At 67.7% G+C, this 15,931-nt stretch carries 15 protein-coding genes and 1 pseudogene; 1 reads left to right on the top strand and 15 read right to left on the bottom strand.

The features are described 5' to 3' along the window. Positions 1-3 precede the first annotated feature (3 nt). From gspM to EOD43_RS08325, 12 genes and pseudogenes are all read right to left on the bottom strand, one after another. Entirely contained in the window at positions 4-477 is a 474-nt protein-coding gene (gspM, locus tag EOD43_RS08380) for a type II secretion system protein GspM (RefSeq protein ID WP_127742900.1), read from the bottom strand. Further along, entirely contained in the window at positions 474-1,568 is a 1,095-nt protein-coding gene (gene gspL, locus EOD43_RS08375; RefSeq protein WP_127742898.1) for a type II secretion system protein GspL, read from the bottom strand. Before gspL ends, gspM begins: the two co-directional genes overlap by 4 nt. Further along, positions 1,565-2,548 carry a type II secretion system minor pseudopilin GspK gene (gspK, locus tag EOD43_RS08370; protein ID WP_127742896.1) on the bottom strand — a complete coding sequence of 328 codons (984 nt, stop codon included), beginning with the start codon at positions 2,546-2,548 and terminating at the stop codon, positions 1,565-1,567. The genes gspL and gspK overlap by 4 nt, the downstream gene beginning before the upstream one ends. Then, positions 2,545-3,144 carry a type II secretion system minor pseudopilin GspJ gene (gene gspJ / locus EOD43_RS08365; protein WP_164857165.1) on the bottom strand — a complete coding sequence of 200 codons (600 nt, stop codon included), beginning with the start codon at positions 3,142-3,144 and terminating at the stop codon, positions 2,545-2,547. The genes gspK and gspJ overlap by 4 nt, the downstream gene beginning before the upstream one ends. Next, positions 3,141-3,485: pseudogene (gene gspI / locus EOD43_RS08360) on the bottom strand (type II secretion system minor pseudopilin GspI); the annotation flags it as partial. The gene gspJ and the pseudogene gspI, both read right to left, overlap by 4 nt. 48 nt (positions 3,486-3,533) lie before the next feature. Continuing rightward, positions 3,534-3,998, bottom strand: coding sequence for a GspH/FimT family pseudopilin (locus EOD43_RS08355; RefSeq protein ID WP_164857241.1), 465 nt, complete (start codon positions 3,996-3,998; stop codon positions 3,534-3,536). Continuing rightward, positions 3,973-4,437: a type II secretion system major pseudopilin GspG gene (gene gspG / locus EOD43_RS08350; protein ID WP_127744678.1), complete on the bottom strand. Its 465-nt coding sequence runs from the start codon at positions 4,435-4,437 to the stop codon at positions 3,973-3,975. Before gspG ends, EOD43_RS08355 begins: the two co-directional genes overlap by 26 nt. A 53-nt stretch (positions 4,438-4,490) precedes the next feature. Beyond that, positions 4,491-5,714, bottom strand: coding sequence for a type II secretion system inner membrane protein GspF (gspF, locus tag EOD43_RS08345; RefSeq protein WP_127742888.1), 1,224 nt, complete (start codon positions 5,712-5,714; stop codon positions 4,491-4,493). Further along, complete coding sequence (locus EOD43_RS08340; protein WP_127742886.1) at positions 5,707-7,212, bottom strand: GspE/PulE family protein; 1,506 nt, start codon at positions 7,210-7,212, stop codon at positions 5,707-5,709. The genes gspF and EOD43_RS08340 overlap by 8 nt, the downstream gene beginning before the upstream one ends. Beyond that, the gene (gene gspD, locus EOD43_RS08335) at positions 7,209-9,374 is read right to left on the bottom strand and encodes a type II secretion system secretin GspD (protein ID WP_127742884.1); all 2,166 of its coding nucleotides are present in this window, start codon (positions 9,372-9,374) and stop codon (positions 7,209-7,211) included. The genes EOD43_RS08340 and gspD overlap by 4 nt, the downstream gene beginning before the upstream one ends. Then, complete coding sequence (locus EOD43_RS08330; RefSeq protein WP_127742882.1) at positions 9,371-10,138, bottom strand: type II secretion system protein N; 768 nt, start codon at positions 10,136-10,138, stop codon at positions 9,371-9,373. The genes gspD and EOD43_RS08330 overlap by 4 nt, the downstream gene beginning before the upstream one ends. A gap of 136 nt (positions 10,139-10,274) precedes the next feature. Next, the gene (locus EOD43_RS08325; RefSeq protein WP_127742879.1) at positions 10,275-10,649 is read right to left on the bottom strand and encodes a DUF983 domain-containing protein; all 375 of its coding nucleotides are present in this window, start codon (positions 10,647-10,649) and stop codon (positions 10,275-10,277) included. Positions 10,650-11,011: 362 nt separating this feature from the next. On the opposite strand from EOD43_RS08325, the gene EOD43_RS08320 reads away from it, so the two are divergent. Continuing rightward, positions 11,012-12,682: a hypothetical protein gene (locus EOD43_RS08320; protein WP_164857164.1), complete on the top strand. Its 1,671-nt coding sequence runs from the start codon at positions 11,012-11,014 to the stop codon at positions 12,680-12,682. Here the strand turns inward: EOD43_RS08320 and hglS are convergent. From hglS to clpS, 3 genes are all read right to left on the bottom strand, one after another. Beyond that, a complete protein-coding gene (gene hglS / locus EOD43_RS08315) occupies positions 12,679-13,962 on the bottom strand; it encodes a 2-oxoadipate dioxygenase/decarboxylase HglS (RefSeq protein WP_127742875.1) in 1,284 nt (427 codons plus the stop codon). The genes EOD43_RS08320 and hglS overlap by 4 nt on opposite strands. 13 nt (positions 13,963-13,975) lie before the next feature. Further along, a complete protein-coding gene (murA, locus tag EOD43_RS08310; RefSeq protein ID WP_127742873.1) occupies positions 13,976-15,259 on the bottom strand; it encodes a UDP-N-acetylglucosamine 1-carboxyvinyltransferase in 1,284 nt (427 codons plus the stop codon). A 233-nt stretch (positions 15,260-15,492) separates the two neighbouring features. Continuing rightward, the gene (gene clpS, locus EOD43_RS08305; RefSeq protein WP_127744677.1) at positions 15,493-15,819 is read right to left on the bottom strand and encodes an ATP-dependent Clp protease adapter ClpS; all 327 of its coding nucleotides are present in this window, start codon (positions 15,817-15,819) and stop codon (positions 15,493-15,495) included. Positions 15,820-15,931: the final 112 nt, after the last annotated feature.

Genomic DNA, 15,931 nt, shown 5'->3' with positions numbered 1-15,931 from the left:
CTTTTATCCGCGCCGCCGCAGCGTGATCGATGCGGCGAGCGTCCTGTCCGCATTGGGATGCGCGTTCAGCCGCTCGACCACAAGCCCCCGCTTCCCCAGCCCTGCGACCCACGCGAAAAAGGCCTGCGGCTTGACCGCCTCGTAACTCAGAACCGCTGTCTCGCCCTGCGTTTCGACCCGCAGCGGCGTGAAGCCCGCGGCTTCGGACGCGGCCTTGGCGGTGTCCGCCAGCGGGCCAGGCGACGGGCGCACATCGGCGCGGCTTTCGCGCGCAATCTCTTCGGCCAGCGCGCGCACATCGTTCAAATCGCGCTCGGCCGTGTTGCGACGATCCAGCGCCGCCTGCCATCCGATGCCGATCGGCCGAACCACGCCGAACCACAGCAGGATCGGCACCGCGATGACGATCAGCAGCCAGAGCAGCCTTTGCTCGCGCGTCGTGCGCTGGCGCCACCAAGTGAGAACGGCGTCGATCATGCGCGGCGGATCCTGAGGGTGGAGCGGTTCGCATCGCCGCCCGGCAGCGTCTCGATCGCAAGGCCGCTCTGCGACAGCCGCCCCACCAGCGCCGAGACATCGGCCGCACTCGCGCCCGTCACCGACGCGGTCAGCACGCCTTCGGCCGAGAAATCGAGATCGGTCAGCTCGACATTGGGCGTCAGTTTAACCGCATCGAACAGCAAAGCCGCGCCGTTCGGAAAGCCCATGCCGGGGCCGCGCAACCCTTCGGCCCTGAGGCTCATCGCGGTCTGCGCGCCTTCGGGCAGGCTTTCGCGGCCCAACGCCAGGCGGGCGATGCGCGACGCCTCCTGATCCATCAGCCAGCCGTCGATCCCGATCCGCCCGACGCGCGCAATCGGCACCGCGACGATCAGGATCGCGGCCGCAATCGCCAACCGCCGCATCCGCCGCTTCCACGCATCGTCGACGCGCCACACGCGGCGGCGCGCAAAGCGCCCCTGCCGCAGATCGAGCGGAAGCACCGCGAGCGCGGCGGGCAATTCGGCCTCGAACCGGGCATCGTCCATCGGCTCCGGCGCGATCGTGCCGAGGATGGTGGGCGCCAGATCGGGCTCGACCGCGAAGGCATGATCGTGGCCGCGCACCACCGACAGGCCGGGTCGATCCCACAGGCGCGGCGCGCCCTCGCCATAGGCCAGCAGCAAGGGCAGCGGCACGACATGATCGGGATCGATCCCGATCGCCTGCGCCCAGCCGATCCATTGCCGCAGCAGATCGGCGTCGATCGTCGCGACCATCCGCCGCCCGCCATGCACGTCGCCGATCGCGACATGGAGGCTATCGGGCGCGCCGATACTGTGATCGGCGATGGCGAGCCGCGCGGCGGCGGCGGCCTGTGCATAGGTGAGCGCGGGAAGTTCGATCCAGCGGATCGCAACCTCATCCCCCTGCAGGATCAGGATCAGGCGTTCGTCGGGCTCCAGCGATGGCAGATGATCGAGCGCCATGTCGCGCGCGATGACGCGGCCGTCCTCCACACGGAACCAACCTTCGATCGCGCCGACATCGGCGCGCGCGAAGAGCAGCAAGGCCCGCGTCACGGTCATTCAGCCCCCCATTGCCGCATCACCACCCGAGGCGGGGGAATGCCGGCATCGATCAACGCCCTTTCCCTCACCTGCGCACCGTCGACGGTCACGTCAAGGTCGAGCGCGAACCAGCGTGTCCTGATATCGAGCGCCGGGTTCAATCCGGTGACATTGGCGAGGCCGCCCAGACGGTCTGCCGTGAACTTTTCGACCGACTCCCATCCGGTCGCCGGGCGGCTGCGGATGATGGCCGCTGCCTGCGATATGGAGAGCCGCCCGCCGAACTGCATCGCCAGCAACGGTGCCTGATCCGGGCGGATCGTATTGATGTTGATCGCCGCCAGCTCAGCCGAATTGAACGCGCAGACCCAGGGGCGGACGCGCTTGTAGATTGCGGGCGTCACCCCCGCGACGGTGCGCAATTCGCTGGGATCGCCGATCAACGTGTTGGCGGCGCGATAGGGGATGGCGGCGCGTGCGTAACTTTCGTCCTCCGCACCGCCCGGCGCGGTCGTCGTATCGCTGTCGACCCAGTCGCCCAGCGCCGCCGAGATCGCCTGCGCGCGCGGCTGCGGCACGCCCAGGACGAGCAGCAGGGTGCGGAACTGATCAATCCCCTGCCGCCGCGCCTTCCAGCCCGAAAAGACGTCGCCCTGCACCACGCTGTTGAGGTTGAAGCAATTGCCCCCATCGGACAGGCGCGCGCGGATCATCCCGCCTTCGACCGGGATCACCCGCTCCGCATCGCGCCATTCGGGCCGCGCGGTCATGTCGCCCCGGCCGCGATCGGTGAGGTCGGCGGCGATCAGGCTGGCCAGCGCCTCCCCGCCATAAGCATAGCTGCGCGCCTGATCGATCGCGCGGGCATTGCCGGCGAGCCGGGTCGCGAGCCCCAGTCGGTCGAGCGCGAGCACCGCCAGCGTCGCAATCAGCGCGACGAGCAGGAGGACGGCGAGCAAAGCCGCGCCCTCCTCCCGATGGCCGCGCGGCGCCTTCACCGCCCCAGCCCGATCAGGAAAAGCTGGCGCACCTCGCCGATGCCATCGATCGACGCGACCATTTCGACCGCATCGGGCATGATCGCCGGATTGCGCTGGTCCCAATTGTCGGACCACACGCCGTCCTTGCGGAAGCGCAGGTGGACCGCCGAAATGCCGCGCATCGCGACCGACACCACCGCGCGATCCTGCGGCACGCCGTCAACCAGCGGCCAGCTCAGCCGTTCGAGCCGGTCGTCCGCGATCCGATAGGCGACCTTCTGCAGGGTCGATCGGGGTGCATCGCCTTCATTCGCCCAGCCGGCGCGCACGAAGCGCAGGATTGGTCCCGATCCGCCGGGCTGCACCCCGACGAACGCCTTCTGGCTGTCGCCGCGATCGTCGCGGCTGGGGCGCGGGGTCGCCTGCGCGAGATCGGCGGTGACGAGCGCGGTCATCCGGCGCAGCGCCGCGGTGCGATCGAGCGCGCCGAGCGCCTGCCCCTGCGTCCCCGTCGCCATGCTCAGCAGCGCGACGCTCGCCAGCGCGATGATCGCGAAGATGGCCAGCGTGACGAGCAGTTCGACCAGGGTGAAGCCGTCCTCCCCCCGCCTCACGTCCCGCCCTTTCGGATCAGCAGGAGCTGGGCGGCGACATTGCCTTCGGGGTCCATCACGTTGATCGCGATCTTCTGAAGCCGGGTTTCGGGCATACGATCGACGATGCGGGTCCAGCGCCACTGGATGCCGGCATTGGCCTCGACCCCGTTCGTCGTGCCGTAAGCAGGCGCGACCGGATCGGTGAGGATTTCGACCGCCTGGTTCCGCGCGACGATCTGGGCGACCGCCTTTCTTTCTATAGCGACCGCTCCAAAAAGCGTCGCCCCCTCCAGCTTCACCAGCGCCAGCGCCGCCAGCGCGAAGACGGCAAGCGCCACCATCACCTCGATCAGGGTGAAGCCGCTTTCTAGCCCCTCCCCTGAAGGGGAGGGGCTTTTGGTTGCGGATCACACGACAAGCTTCACCTCGCCGCCCGCATCGATCGTCACCCGCGCGGTCACGCCGTCCGCGCTCAGCAGCACGCTGACCGGATCGGCAAGGCCGGTCGCGTCGAAGCGGATGCGCTCGCCCGCCGGATCGATCCGGCTCGCGACACCGTCGGGCCAGGCGACCGGCTGGAGCGGCTTGCGCGTCATCGGGGTCCAGGCGCCGCCCTCCCAGCGTTCGAAGCGATAGCCCGTCCGATCGACCCGGATCGCAACCGGCGCGGAGGCGAGGATCGCGGTATCGCGCGCCGCCTCCGCAGCCGATGCGAAGCGGGCGGCGGTGGTGCGTGCCTCGGTGCTTTGCGACGGCATCGCGAACAAAACGGCCGCCGCCGCAATCCCCATGATCGCGAGGACCGCGAGCAGCTCGACCAGGGTGAAGCCCCGCTCTCCGCTTCGCTTATTTCCAGTTGCCGATATCGGCATCCTGCCCCTCGCCGCCCGGCTTGCCGTCCGCGCCGTAGCTGATGATGTCGAACGCGCCATGCTCGCCCGGGGAACGATATTGGTAGGCATTGCCCCACGGATCGTTCGGCAGCCGCTTGATATAGCCGCCGCGCGGATAGCGTTCGGGATGCGCCATCCCGACCGGCGGCTGCATCAACGCCTGAAGGCCCGCGCCCGTCGGCGGATAGGTGAAATTGTCGAGCCGGTAACGTTCGAGCGCCTGTTCGAGCAGCGCGATATCGGTCTGCGCCTTCTGCGTCATCGCCTTGTCCTGCGCGGGCAGGACGTTGATCACGACGACGGTGGTGAGCAGGCCGAGGATCAGGATCACGACCATCAGTTCGACGAGGGTGAAGCCTCCCTCCTTCGCCTCAATCGTCATCCCGGCGGAGGCCGGGATCTCATGCGGCTCCTGCATCGCGCTCATCTCCTGAGATCCCGGCCTCCGCCGGGATGACGTATCCTGGTTCATCATATGCCTGCCAGCGTATCGAGTTGAAGGACGGGGAGCAGGATCGACAGCACGATCAGCGCGACGATCACCCCCATGAAGACGATCACCAGCGGCTCGAGCAGCGCCAGCAATGTCGCGGTGAACATGTCGAACTCGCGCTCCAGATAGTCGGCCGCGCGTTCGAGCATTTCGTGAAGCCGGCCCGATGCCTCGCCGGAGGCCGCCATATAAACCATGATCGGCGGGAACAGATCGGTGCGGCGCAAGGCCGCCGACAGGCTCGATCCGCCTCTTATGTCCTCGACCATCGCTTCGGAGCCGGCGCGCAGCGCGCGGTTGTGGACGGTGCGCGCGGTGATCGCGATCCCTTCGATCAGCGGCAGGCGGCTCTCGACCATTCGCGATAGCGTGCGCGCCATGCGCGCGGCGTGGAGATCGCGCAGCAGGCGGCCGACCAGCGGCAGGCCGAGCAGGCGCGTGTCGAAGCGCAGCCGCCGCCCCTGATCCGCCATCAGCCGCGCGAAGGCGAACACCCCGATCAGGATCAGCAAGGGGGCGATCCACCAGAAGCGGATGAGAAGTTCGGAGGCGCCGACCACGATCCGGGTGATGAGCGGCAATTGTCGCCCCGATATGTCGAATTGTTCGACGATGCGCGGCACGACGAACAGCATCAGCCCCAGCACCACGGCCGTCGCGACGATCGCGAGGACGGTGGGATAAGCGAGCGCGGTGATCAGCTTGCCGCGCACCGTCGCCTGACGCTCGTGCAGGTCGGCGAGGCGCTCGAGGATTTCGGGGAGCGTGCCGGACGCCTCGCCCGCCGCGACCATCGCGCGATAGAGCGGCGGGAAGCTTTGCGGCTCGGTCGCCAGCGCATCGGCGAGGCGATGGCCCTGGACGACGGCGTCGTGGACCGATCCGAGGACGACGGCGGTGGTCGCCTTGCCCGTCTGCTTCTGGATCGTGCGCAGCGCCTCTTCGACCGGAATGACGGTGACGAGGCTGGCGAACTGGCGGGTGACGAGGGTGAGTTCGCGGGTCGAGAGACGCCGACGACGACGGACCAGTTGCGCGCCGAGGCTGGGGCCGCGCGGTGCGCCCTCCCCCTTGTCGATCGCGACGACGTAGAGACGGCGCGCCTCGAGTTGGGCGCGCGCATGGTCGGGCGTTTCGGCCGCGATATGGCCCCGCCGCTCGCGCCCGCCCGTATCGATCGCATGCCAGGCGAAGTCAGTCATCCGCCCCGTCGCCCCGGATGATGCGCAAAGCCTCGTCGGGGCTCGTCACGCCCTCGCGCACCAGCCGGCGTGCGGCCTTGGCGAGGGTGTCGGCGGTTGCGAAGGCATGTTTGGCGATCGCGGCTTCGTCGCCATCGTCGTTGATGATCGCGCGGATCGTGTCGTCGATGCGGATCACTTCGAACAGGCCAATCCGCCCGCGATAGCCGATATGTCCGCACGCCTCGCATCCGCGCGCGACGCGGACGGTGGGATCGCGCTTGAGCTTGAGCGCGGCGCGCACGGCCGGCGACGGCGTGTCGGCGATGCTGCACACCGGGCAGAGGCGACGAACCAGCCGCTGCGCGATCACCGCGCGCAGGGTGGAGGCGATCAGGAACGGCTCAACCTTCATGTCGCGCAACCGCGTGATCGCGCCGACCGCATCGTTGGTATGAAGCGTCGAGAGGACGAGGTGCCCGGTCAGCGACGCCTGGGTCGCGATCTGCGCTGTCTCCCCGTCGCGGATTTCGCCGACCATTACGACGTCGGGATCCTGTCGCAGGATCGCGCGCAGGCCGGCGGCGAAGTCGAGCCCGACCTTGGGGTTCACCTGCGTCTGGCCGACCCCGTCGACCGCATATTCGATTGGATCCTCGACCGTCAGGATGTTGCGGCTGCCATCGTTGAGCGAACGGAGCGCCGCGTAGAGCGTCGTCGTCTTGCCCGCGCCTGTCGGCCCGGTGACGAGCATGATGCCGTTGGGTTCGGCGAGCGCAGCGCGGAAGGCGCGATCGACGGCAGGGGGCATGCCCAGCTGATCGGTGTCGATCCCGGCCGCTTCCTTGTCGAGGATGCGCAGCACCACCCGCTCCCCCGCGCGACCCGGCAGGGTCGAGACGCGGACGTCGAGCAGGCGCCCGCCGATCGACAGGCCGATGCGCCCATCCTGCGGCAAGCGCCGCTCGGCGATGTCGAGGCGCGACATGACCTTGATGCGGCTGACCACCACGGGGGCTACGGCAGCGGGCAGCCGGAGGCGTTCGGAGAGGACGCCGTCGATCCGCATGCGGACCACCAACCCGGTCTCGAACGGTTCGACATGGATATCGGACACGCCCTGCCGCACCGCATCGGCGATGATGCCGTTGATCAGGCGGATTGCGGGGGCATCGTCGGCGCTGTCGAGCAGATCCTCCGAACTCGGCAACTCGCCCAGATCGTCGAGCCCGATCGCGCCGCCGAGCAGGGCGGCCGCCTGCCCATCGATCGCATAATGATCCGACAGTGCCTGTTCGAAGCGGTCGGCGGCCAGCGGCTCGACCGCGATCGCCCGGCCCATTGCACGGCGCAGCTCGACCAGCGCCGACCTATCGGCATCGGGCCGCAACCCGATCAGCGGGCGGCCATGCGCGTCGGCGGTGCCGAGCGGGACGAGGCCCGCGCGCTTGGCGAAGGCATAGGGGATGACGGGCGCGAAGGGCGCGGCGACCGCGACATCCTCCGCCACATCGCTCATTGCTTCGGCTTCTTCGACGGCTGGACGTCGACCGGGCGGACGACCTGACTGCTGGTCGTCACCGACGGCGTGATGATCTCGGGCGGCCCCGCTGGTGCGGCAGTGGCGGCGGGCGGCGGCGGTGCGACCGGAGCGGTGGCGCCCATATAGTCACGCACCAGTTCGTCGATCGACGGCTCCTCACCCGGCTTGCCGAAGCGCACCTGTTCGCCACGGATATAGCCGTAACGCTGCGCCGCGAGCCGCTCGCTATCCTGCCGCGAACGCAGAATCGTCGGGCGGATGAAGACCATAAGGTTCGTCTTCACATGGCTGCGCGAACGCGACTTGAAGAGTTCGCCAAGGCCCGGAATGTCGCTGAGCAACGGAATGCGCTCGATCGTGCGACGCTCATTGTCGTCGAGCAGACCGCCCAGCGCGATGATGTCGCCATCATCCACCGTCACGGTCGTCTCGATCTGGCGCTTGTTGAGGATCAGATCGGCCGATCCGTTCGTCACCGGCCCCGCGATCGACGACACTTCCTGCTTCAGGAACAGCTTGATCGCGCCGCCCGCATTGATCTGCGGCTTCACCTCCAGCTGGACGCCGACATTCTGGCGCTGGACGGTGCGGAACTGGTTGTCGAAATTGTTCGAAAGCGCCTGGCCGGTGGTGATCGGGATCTCCTGCCCGACCAGCAGCTTCGCCTCCTGATTGTCGAGCGTCAGCACAGACGGCGTCGACAGGATGTTCGACTTGGTGTCGGACTGCACCGCGTTGATGATCGCGCCGAAGATAGCATTCTTGCCGATCTTGTCCGCGAAGCCCGCAAAGCCGCCACCCGCATTCAGGATCGAGCTGACCGCCGCTTCGGCCAGCTGGTCGCTGATCTCGGTATTCTGGGTCGTCGTGGTCGTGGTGCCGTTGACCGTCGTCGTGGTCGTCGAAAGCTCACGCGCGCCGATCGCCCCCGCCACCGTCAGGATGTTGGGCGCGGCGTTCGAATAATTGGTCGCGGCGAACGGGATGTTCGATCCCGGCTTGCCACCCAGCAGGAACTGGACGCCCAGCTTGCGCGCCGCATCGTTCGAAATCTCGACGATGATCGCTTCGACCAGCACCTGATCACGGCGCGTGTCGAGCTGGCGGATCACTTCGCCCAGGGTGCGCTGCACGTCGGCAGGGCCCGCGATGATGATCGCGTTGGCGCCTTCATAGCGGGTGACGATCGATCCGGTGGTGCTGCGCGACGCGGGCGTGGCGACGGGGGCTGCGGCCGGCGCCGCCGATGGCGCGGCTGCCGCGCTGCCGGTCGTGGCGCTGGTGGCGGCCACATCGGGCGCTTGGCCGACGAGTTGCTGGAGGACCGGCAACAGCTTCGCCGCATCGGCATATTCGAGGAAGATGACGCGGATTTCGGACGCATTGGCCGCGCGGCGATCGAGATCCTCGGCTAATGCGGTCATCCGCGCGACGCCGCTCGCATCGCCGCGGATCAGCAGCGCATTGCCGCTGTCGACCGCAACCACACTGACGCCGGTCGGCGCGCCGCCCTGCCCCGTGCCGCCGCTGCCGATCAGCTGGGTCAGAGCGCTCGCAATCTCACGCGCGCCGGCATTCTTGAGCGGCACGAGCCGGGTGTTGCTGTTGTCGCGATCGAGCTGGCCGACCAGCATCCGCATCCGCCGGATATTGTCAGCATAGTCGGCGATGATCAGCGAGTTCGCATTGCGGTTCGCGGTGATCGATCCCTGCGGGCTCGCGAGCGGGCGGAGCGAATCGAGCGCGGCCTGCGCATCGATCGATCGCAGGCGGATCACGTCGGTGACGAAATTGTTGGCCGATACGCCCGCAGAGCCGATCCGGCCGGGGATCGTCGCTGCGCCCTCTATCGGCTGGATGCGGAAGGCGCCGCCCGTCAACGGCACCGCGACCAGGCTGTTCGCGCGCACAGTCGACAGGAACAGCTCGAAATATTCGGACTTGCTGAGCGCGCGATCGGTGACGACCGACACCTTGCCCTGCACCCGCGGATCGATGACGAAGTTGCGCCCGGTGACGCGCGCAGCATCCTGAATGAAGGCGCGGACATCGGCGTCGCGCAGGTTGAGCACCTGCTGGGCAGCTATCGGCTGGGCGGCGGCGATCAGGGCCGCGGCGGCGAGGAGCGTGCGCTTCACTTGGCGCCTCCGATCTGGAGGGTGCGGCTCTCGCCATTGCGGACGACGACGACGGTGACGGGCGTGCCCGCCTGGGTCGATTCGGCGAAGCGGGTCGTGGCCCCCGGATCGGAGACAGAGACGCCGTTGATGCTGGTGAGTATGTCGCCCGGCTGCAGGCCTGCCGCGGCCAGCGCACGGCCATCGCCCTGCTGCTGGATCAGATAGCCGGTGATGCGGCCGCCATCGATGCGCGGCGACAGCGACAGATCGGCCATCAGCGACGCCGCGCCCGAAGGCACCGGCGCGGCGGGCGGTGCGGCCGGAACCGGCATCGCGCCGGGCGCGGACGCCTCCTGCGACTGATCAAGATAGATCTTCTCGGGCGCGCCGGCGCGATCGATCGTGACGCTGTCGAAATCCACGGCGGTCAGCTTGACGCCGGGCAGGATCTCCTCGCCCACCGCATAGCTGTTCTGCGTGCCGTCGGGCAGGCCGATGATCGCCGATCCGCGCCCCGACGCCTGATCGGCGCGCACGCCATGCAGGCTCAGGTCGAGCGGGGTGATCACCGAAGGGCCGCCTCCGTTGAGGCGGAAGAAGGGATCGAAGGCGGCGAACGATGCGGGCGAGGCATCCGCGCTCGCGATGCCGGGCCGATCGCCCTCCCCCGTCGGCGCGAGCAACGCCCAGACGAGCGCCGCGCCGGACAGACCGACAAGGCCCATCATGCCCCATTCGGCCAGCTTGAACGGATTGGGAGAAACAAAATCGCGCGTGGGCACCCAACCACGCCAAACACCAAGACCCTTCACGCGCCCAACCCCCGAACGTCGCACCTGCGACTCCAAGCTATAGGCGAGGCGATCCCCCGTCACAAAGCGCCAACTCACGCTGGCGCACCGCTTTTTTAGTGCGGAATCAGCCTCTGCCGAAGCCGTGCATGTGACGCGCCCATTGCAGCGCGATGACCGCACCTTTCACGGGCTGAATCATCAGGAGCGACATGACGACGGCAAGAGCCGGCCACAGGATCATCTGCACCAGCATCGACACGTCATAGGAAATGTTCATCGCGATGATGAAAGGCGCAAGGACGTGGCCGACCACGAACACCACGATATAAGCGGGCAGATCGTCGGCGCGCTGGGCCGTCCAGTCCTGCCCGCAGGCCGGGCAATGCGGCATCGGGCGCAGGAAACGCGCAAAGAGCGGCGCCTTCCCACAGGACGGGCAAAGCCCTCTGGCACCCAGAATCAATGCGGGCTTGAGCGGACGTTCGGCAGCTTCGGTCATGCCGGCGCCCCTAGCACAGGAGCGCGCCCAGTCGCAGCGTGAAGTTGGTCATCGGACTTGCACGAGGCGCAATTGCGAGCAGCGCAGAAGCAGCCGGAATCAAAAAGCCGGCTGTCGACGGTGGGGGCCATCGGCAACCGGCTCATTGGCGATGGGGCGTATGGATCGGATCGTTGGGGGTAACCCGACCCTGCCTTGCATCTTGCCGTCGGCGGTGCAGCACGACGGACGCCGCCTCTGAAGGCCTTTCGGGCCATCAAAACCAGTTTCTCCCCGTCTCTGTAACCGTTACAAGCCCGATGCGTTGGGGATGGAATCAGATCGATCAACGATTCGGGCATCCCGATGAACCGGGTTGGGGGATGATGGCGGCGCCACGCGAAATGGATCCGATCGAAGCAGCGGCGATGCGCGACGAACTCGCGCTGCTGCTGGCTTCGCCCGCCTTTTCGCGCGCGCCGATCATGAAACGGCTGCTCGAATATCTGGTCGAAGAGACACTGGCCGGGCGCGGAGATCAACTCAAAGCCTACTCCGTTGCGGTGGACGGGCTTGGGCGTGCGCCGGATTATGATGCGCGGGCAGACAGTTATCCGCGCGTCCAGATAGGGCGTCTGCGCCGGCTGATCATCGAACATTATGCCCAGGCGGCGCCCGGACCCGCCGGGCGACTGTCGATCCCGCAAGGCCGCTACCGCGTCGAGCTGGATCGCGGATCGTCGATCGTCGAGCCGGACGAGACGACCGAACCCGTCCCGACCGCGCCGGCGCGCAAACCGATTCTCCTGTGGGCGGCGATCGGCGCCGCCTTCGCGATCGTGATCGCGATCACCGCCGTCATCGCGCTGGTGATCCTGCCGCGCCACGAAGAGGTAACAAGCGCCAGCGGCCGCCCGATGCTCGAACTGGCGGCGGCGAGCGCCAATACACCCGATTCGGAATTGAGCGATCAGGTACGCGCGGTCCTGCTCGACGGGCTGCGGCGCAGTGCGGTCTTCGACGTTCGGACGACGCGCAGCGTTCTGCCGCCCGATCCCAAGGCGACCGAAGCCCGCTACCGTCTCGCCGTCGATATCACGCCCGGCAACGTCCCACGGGTGACGTTGCGACTATGGCGGCTCAGCCCCGATCGCCTGCTCTGGTCGGGCGGTTACGCCTTGCCATCCGCCAACGCGAGCCAGGCCGAGATCGCCCCGCGCCTCGCCTCCGCCATCGCGCTGATCGGCCGCGCCGACGGGCTAGTGGCTGCGCAGGAATATGCCAGCGCGCCCGACGGCCCCTATCGCTGCATGCTCACCTATCCGCGCTATCGCCGCGAACGGACCGACGCCGATCGTGGCGAGCTGGAACATTGCGTGCCGCAAAGCATCCGGCAGGCCGATACGCCGATGTTGCAGGCGACCGCCTCCTACCTCGCGCTCGATCGCCTGTCGGGATCGAAGGGCGCGCCCCAGCGCAACGCGCTGCTGATCGAGGCGCAGACCCATGCGCAGCTGGCGACGACGATCGACCCGACCGATCCCTGGGCGGTGAGTGCGCAGGCGCGCGTCGCGAGCGTGCAGAAGGCGTGTCCTCGCGCGGTGCGCAACGCGATCGCATCGGCCGATCTGGCCCCTTACGAACCCGTCCTGCTGGCCGACGCCGGCGTGTTCCTGCTCAATTGCCACGACGAGCGCGCGGAAAAGCTGATCCGCGACGCGATCACGATCGATGCCGGTCCCGAAGGCCGTTTCTACTGGGCGCTGGTGCTGGTCGCGATCGAGCGAAACGACCGGGCGTTGGCGGCGGAAGCGCTCGACCGCATGACGCCGCCCGTCATCGGCCGCCGCCCGCGCTATCATCTGATCACAGCCGCCGGCTTTGCGATGCTAGGCGATGTTACGCGCGCGCGCGCCGCCTGGGATCAGCTCAAGGCCGCCGATCCGGGGGTCGCCGCGCATCCCGATCAATATCTCGAGCGGACCGGCATCTCGCCGGAGATTGCCGCGCGGGTCATCGCCGACCTGCAGAAGATCGGCCTCGCCGGCGGTTAAAGCGCCAGCGCGGCGATCGAGGCGTCCTGCTGCGCCTGATAGAGCGCGAATTCGTCGATCACCGGCCGGCCGAGCGTGGCTTCGAACGCGGCCTTGTTCGACGCGCCCGCATAATGCGCGCGGGTCGCCTCGCCGAGGTTCGACTGGAAGATGCCCGCCGCGCTGACCGGCAGGAAATCCTCATAGACGATCGGATCGGCGACGACATAGCCGCCGGCCACCAGCGCATCGAGCGACGCGCCCGCAGGCGCGCCAAGCTTGCCGCTGGCGCTGTACGCGAAATAAGCCAGCCCTTCGCGTCGCAACGCATCCCAATCGTCGGGCAGCTCCGCAAAGGCATCGCCGCCGCGCGCGAGCAGCGTGTCGTAGAGCGCACGGCCTTTGGGGGTGAGCGCGACGCCACGCTGCTCGATCTCGCCAAAGCGCGCCAGATGGCGGCCGGGCACACCGCCAAAGTCGATCGGCTCGTCGAGTGCCTTGAAGCTGGTCTGGCGCAGCAGGACCGGACAGGCGCGGCGCGGCGGCCCCTCGATGCTTTCCTTGGGCACGATCCCCGCACCGGGCATCGCCCCCTGCGCCGCATCGATGTCGAGCGTGCGCGGGGTCAGGTGGTTGATGTGCGGGCCACGGAAGCTGACAACATCGGCGACCAGACGGTGCGACGCGAGCAGGGCCGCATAGGTTTCGGCATCGACGGTCGCGTGGCGCTGCCAGCGGAAGGTTTCGAGCAATTCGGTGACGAAGCGGTTCGCGTCCGCCTCGGGCAAGCCGCCGTCGCGTTCGGCCTGTTCGATCAGCGCGAGCGCCCACGGCGTGACGATCTGCCGCCGCGCCAATATCGTCGCCGCATCGGCCCGCAGCGCACCATCCGCGATCAGTTCGAGCCGCAGCAGCGACGTGAACAGCCGGAACGGATTGCGCGCGAGTGATGCCGGGTCGACCGGGCGGAAGGCGGTGGAATGGACCGGCACGCCCGCAGGCGCGAGATCGTAATAGCCGACCGGCTCCATCCCCATGATCGCGAAGGCCCGCGCGCACAGTTGCAGTTCGGCCGCCGTCCCGACGCGGATCGCGCCGTGGCGTTCGCCCGACAGCCGATCGAGCCCCCCTGCCCGCTCCAGCGCGGCCGCCAGATCGGGGTCTCGCGCCAGCACATCGGCATTGATCCGTTCGACCAGCGCGACGAGCGTGCCATATTGCGGGACTTCGGCCCGATACATGTCCGACATTGCCTGCGCGAAGCCGGCGCGGATCCAATCGGGTTCGACGAAATCGGCCATGACGCCGCCGGCTTCAGCCGTCGCTCAGGCGCTCGATATCGGCGCCGACAGCCGAGAGCTTCTCTTCGAGCCGCTCATAGCCGCGATCGAGGTGATAGACGCGATGAACCGCCGTCTCGCCCTTGGCGGCGAGGCCCGCGAGCACCAGGCTCATCGACGCACGCAGGTCGGTCGCCATCACGTCGGCGCCGACGAGACCGTCCACGCCCTTCACAATCGCGGTGCGGCCGTGGACCTGAATATCGGCGCCCATGCGCGCGAGTTCGGGAACGTGCATGTAGCGGTTTTCGAAGATCGTCTCGGTCAACACCGACGTGCCATCGGCCAGCGCGAGCATCGACATGAATTGCGCCTGCATATCGGTCGGGAAAGCCGGGAATGGCGCGGTCGAGACGTTGACCGGCTTGACCCGGCCGTTCGCGCTGACGCGGATACCGCCGTCGATCTCGGTCACGGTGACGCCCGCACCGCGCATCGCGTCGAAGATCGTCGCCATATCGCCCATGCGCGCGCCCATCAGATCGAGCTCGCCGCCGGTGATCGCCGCCGCGCAGGCATAGCTGCCCGCCTCGATCCGATCGGGCATCACCTGATAGCGCGCGCCGTTGAGCCTGGGCTTGCCGCGGATGGTGAGGCGATCGGTGCCGATCCCGTCGATCTGCGCGCCCATCGCGACGAGGCAGTTGGCGAGATCAACGATCTCCGGCTCGCGCGCGGCATTGTCGAGGATGGTTTCGCCCTTTGCCAGCACCGCCGCCATCAGCGCATTTTCGGTCGCGCCGACCGAGACGACCGGGAAGGAATAGCGCCCGCCGGTGAGGCCGCCCGCAGGCGCCGTCGCCTTCACATAGCCCGCCGCCAGTTCGATCTGCGCGCCCAGCGCCTCGAGCGCCTTCAGATGAAGATCGATCGGGCGGTTGCCGATCGCGCAGCCACCGGGAAGCGACACCTTCGCCTCGCCCGCACGCGCGACCAGCGGGCCGAGCACCAGGATCGACGCGCGCATCTTGCGCACGATGTCATAGGGGGCGACCGTCGACGCGAGGCTTTTCGCGTCCATCGTCATCTCGCGCCCGATCGAACCGTCGGTCCCGCGCTGAACCTTGGTCGATACGCCAAGTTCGTTAAGCAGGTGGCCGAAACTGTCGACGTCGGCGAGACGCGGCAAATTGGTGAGGGTCAGCTTCTCGTCGGTGAGCAGCGCACAGGGCAGCAGGGTAAGCGCGGCGTTCTTGGCGCCCGAGATCGGCACCTGCCCCTTGAGCGTGCGACCCCCGCGAATGATGATACGATCCATGAACACGCTTTATCGCAAGCGCGGGCGCACGCAAGGTGGGGGCGTAACGGACGGGCTTCCGTCTCGCTCAATTCGTCATTGCGAGCGTCCTTCGATACGCCACTTCGACAAGCTCAGTGGCTACTCAGGATGAGCGGGTTTATTTTCGTTCCGCTCATCCTGAGCAGGGCTGAGCGAAGTCGATGCCCGTCCGTCGAAGGACGCTCGCAATGACGAGTGAGGAAATTAGCCGATCACGCCTTTTCGAGCGTGCACTGGAGCGGGTGCTGGTTCTGCCGAGCGAAGTCGGTCACCTGGCTGACCTTGGTTTCGGCGACTTCGTAGCTGAACACGCCGCAGATCCCGACGCCCTTCTGGTGGACATGGAGCATCACGCGGGTCGCGTCTTCGATGTTCATGCGGAAGAAACGCTGCAGGCACAGGACGACGAATTCCATCGGCGTATAATCGTCGTTGAGCATCAGCACCTTGTAAGGCGTCGGCTTCTTTGTGCGGGTCCGCGTGCGCGTGGCGAGGCCCAGGCCGGTGCCGCCATCCTCGCCATCCTTGCGGGCGGCCATGACGATGTTGGCCGATGGCTTGTCGAGGGTGGAGAAAGGCAGGCTCATCGCAGGTTCAGACTCGGTTGGAAGCATGGCTCAAGAATATGGCACCGCGCGGCCATTCGGCAAG

Origin of the sequence: Sphingomonas crocodyli, from assembly GCF_004005865.1 — a bacterium.
Lineage (GTDB): Bacteria > Pseudomonadota > Alphaproteobacteria > Sphingomonadales > Sphingomonadaceae > Rhizorhabdus > Rhizorhabdus crocodyli.
This window is presented reverse-complemented; position numbering and strand designations above follow the sequence as displayed.

Coding starts and splice junctions, on each gene's coding strand:
- hglS (WP_127742875.1), bottom strand. CDS start 13,962: ATGGCCGATTTCGTCGAACCCGATTGGATCCGCGCCGGCTTCGCGCAG.
- gspF (WP_127742888.1), bottom strand. CDS start 5,714: ATGACTGACTTCGCCTGGCATGCGATCGATACGGGCGGGCGCGAGCGG.
- murA (WP_127742873.1), bottom strand. CDS start 15,259: ATGGATCGTATCATCATTCGCGGGGGTCGCACGCTCAAGGGGCAGGTG.
- gspM (WP_127742900.1), bottom strand. CDS start 477: ATGATCGACGCCGTTCTCACTTGGTGGCGCCAGCGCACGACGCGCGAG.
- EOD43_RS08320 (WP_164857164.1), top strand. CDS start 11,012: ATGATGGCGGCGCCACGCGAAATGGATCCGATCGAAGCAGCGGCGATG.
- gspL (WP_127742898.1), bottom strand. CDS start 1,568: ATGACCGTGACGCGGGCCTTGCTGCTCTTCGCGCGCGCCGATGTCGGC.
- EOD43_RS08340 (WP_127742886.1), bottom strand. CDS start 7,212: ATGAGCGATGTGGCGGAGGATGTCGCGGTCGCCGCGCCCTTCGCGCCC.
- EOD43_RS08355 (WP_164857241.1), bottom strand. CDS start 3,998: ATGCCGATATCGGCAACTGGAAATAAGCGAAGCGGAGAGCGGGGCTTC.
- clpS (WP_127744677.1), bottom strand. CDS start 15,819: ATGGCCGCCCGCAAGGATGGCGAGGATGGCGGCACCGGCCTGGGCCTC.
- gspG (WP_127744678.1), bottom strand. CDS start 4,437: ATGCAGGAGCCGCATGAGATCCCGGCCTCCGCCGGGATGACGATTGAG.
- EOD43_RS08325 (WP_127742879.1), bottom strand. CDS start 10,649: ATGACCGAAGCTGCCGAACGTCCGCTCAAGCCCGCATTGATTCTGGGT.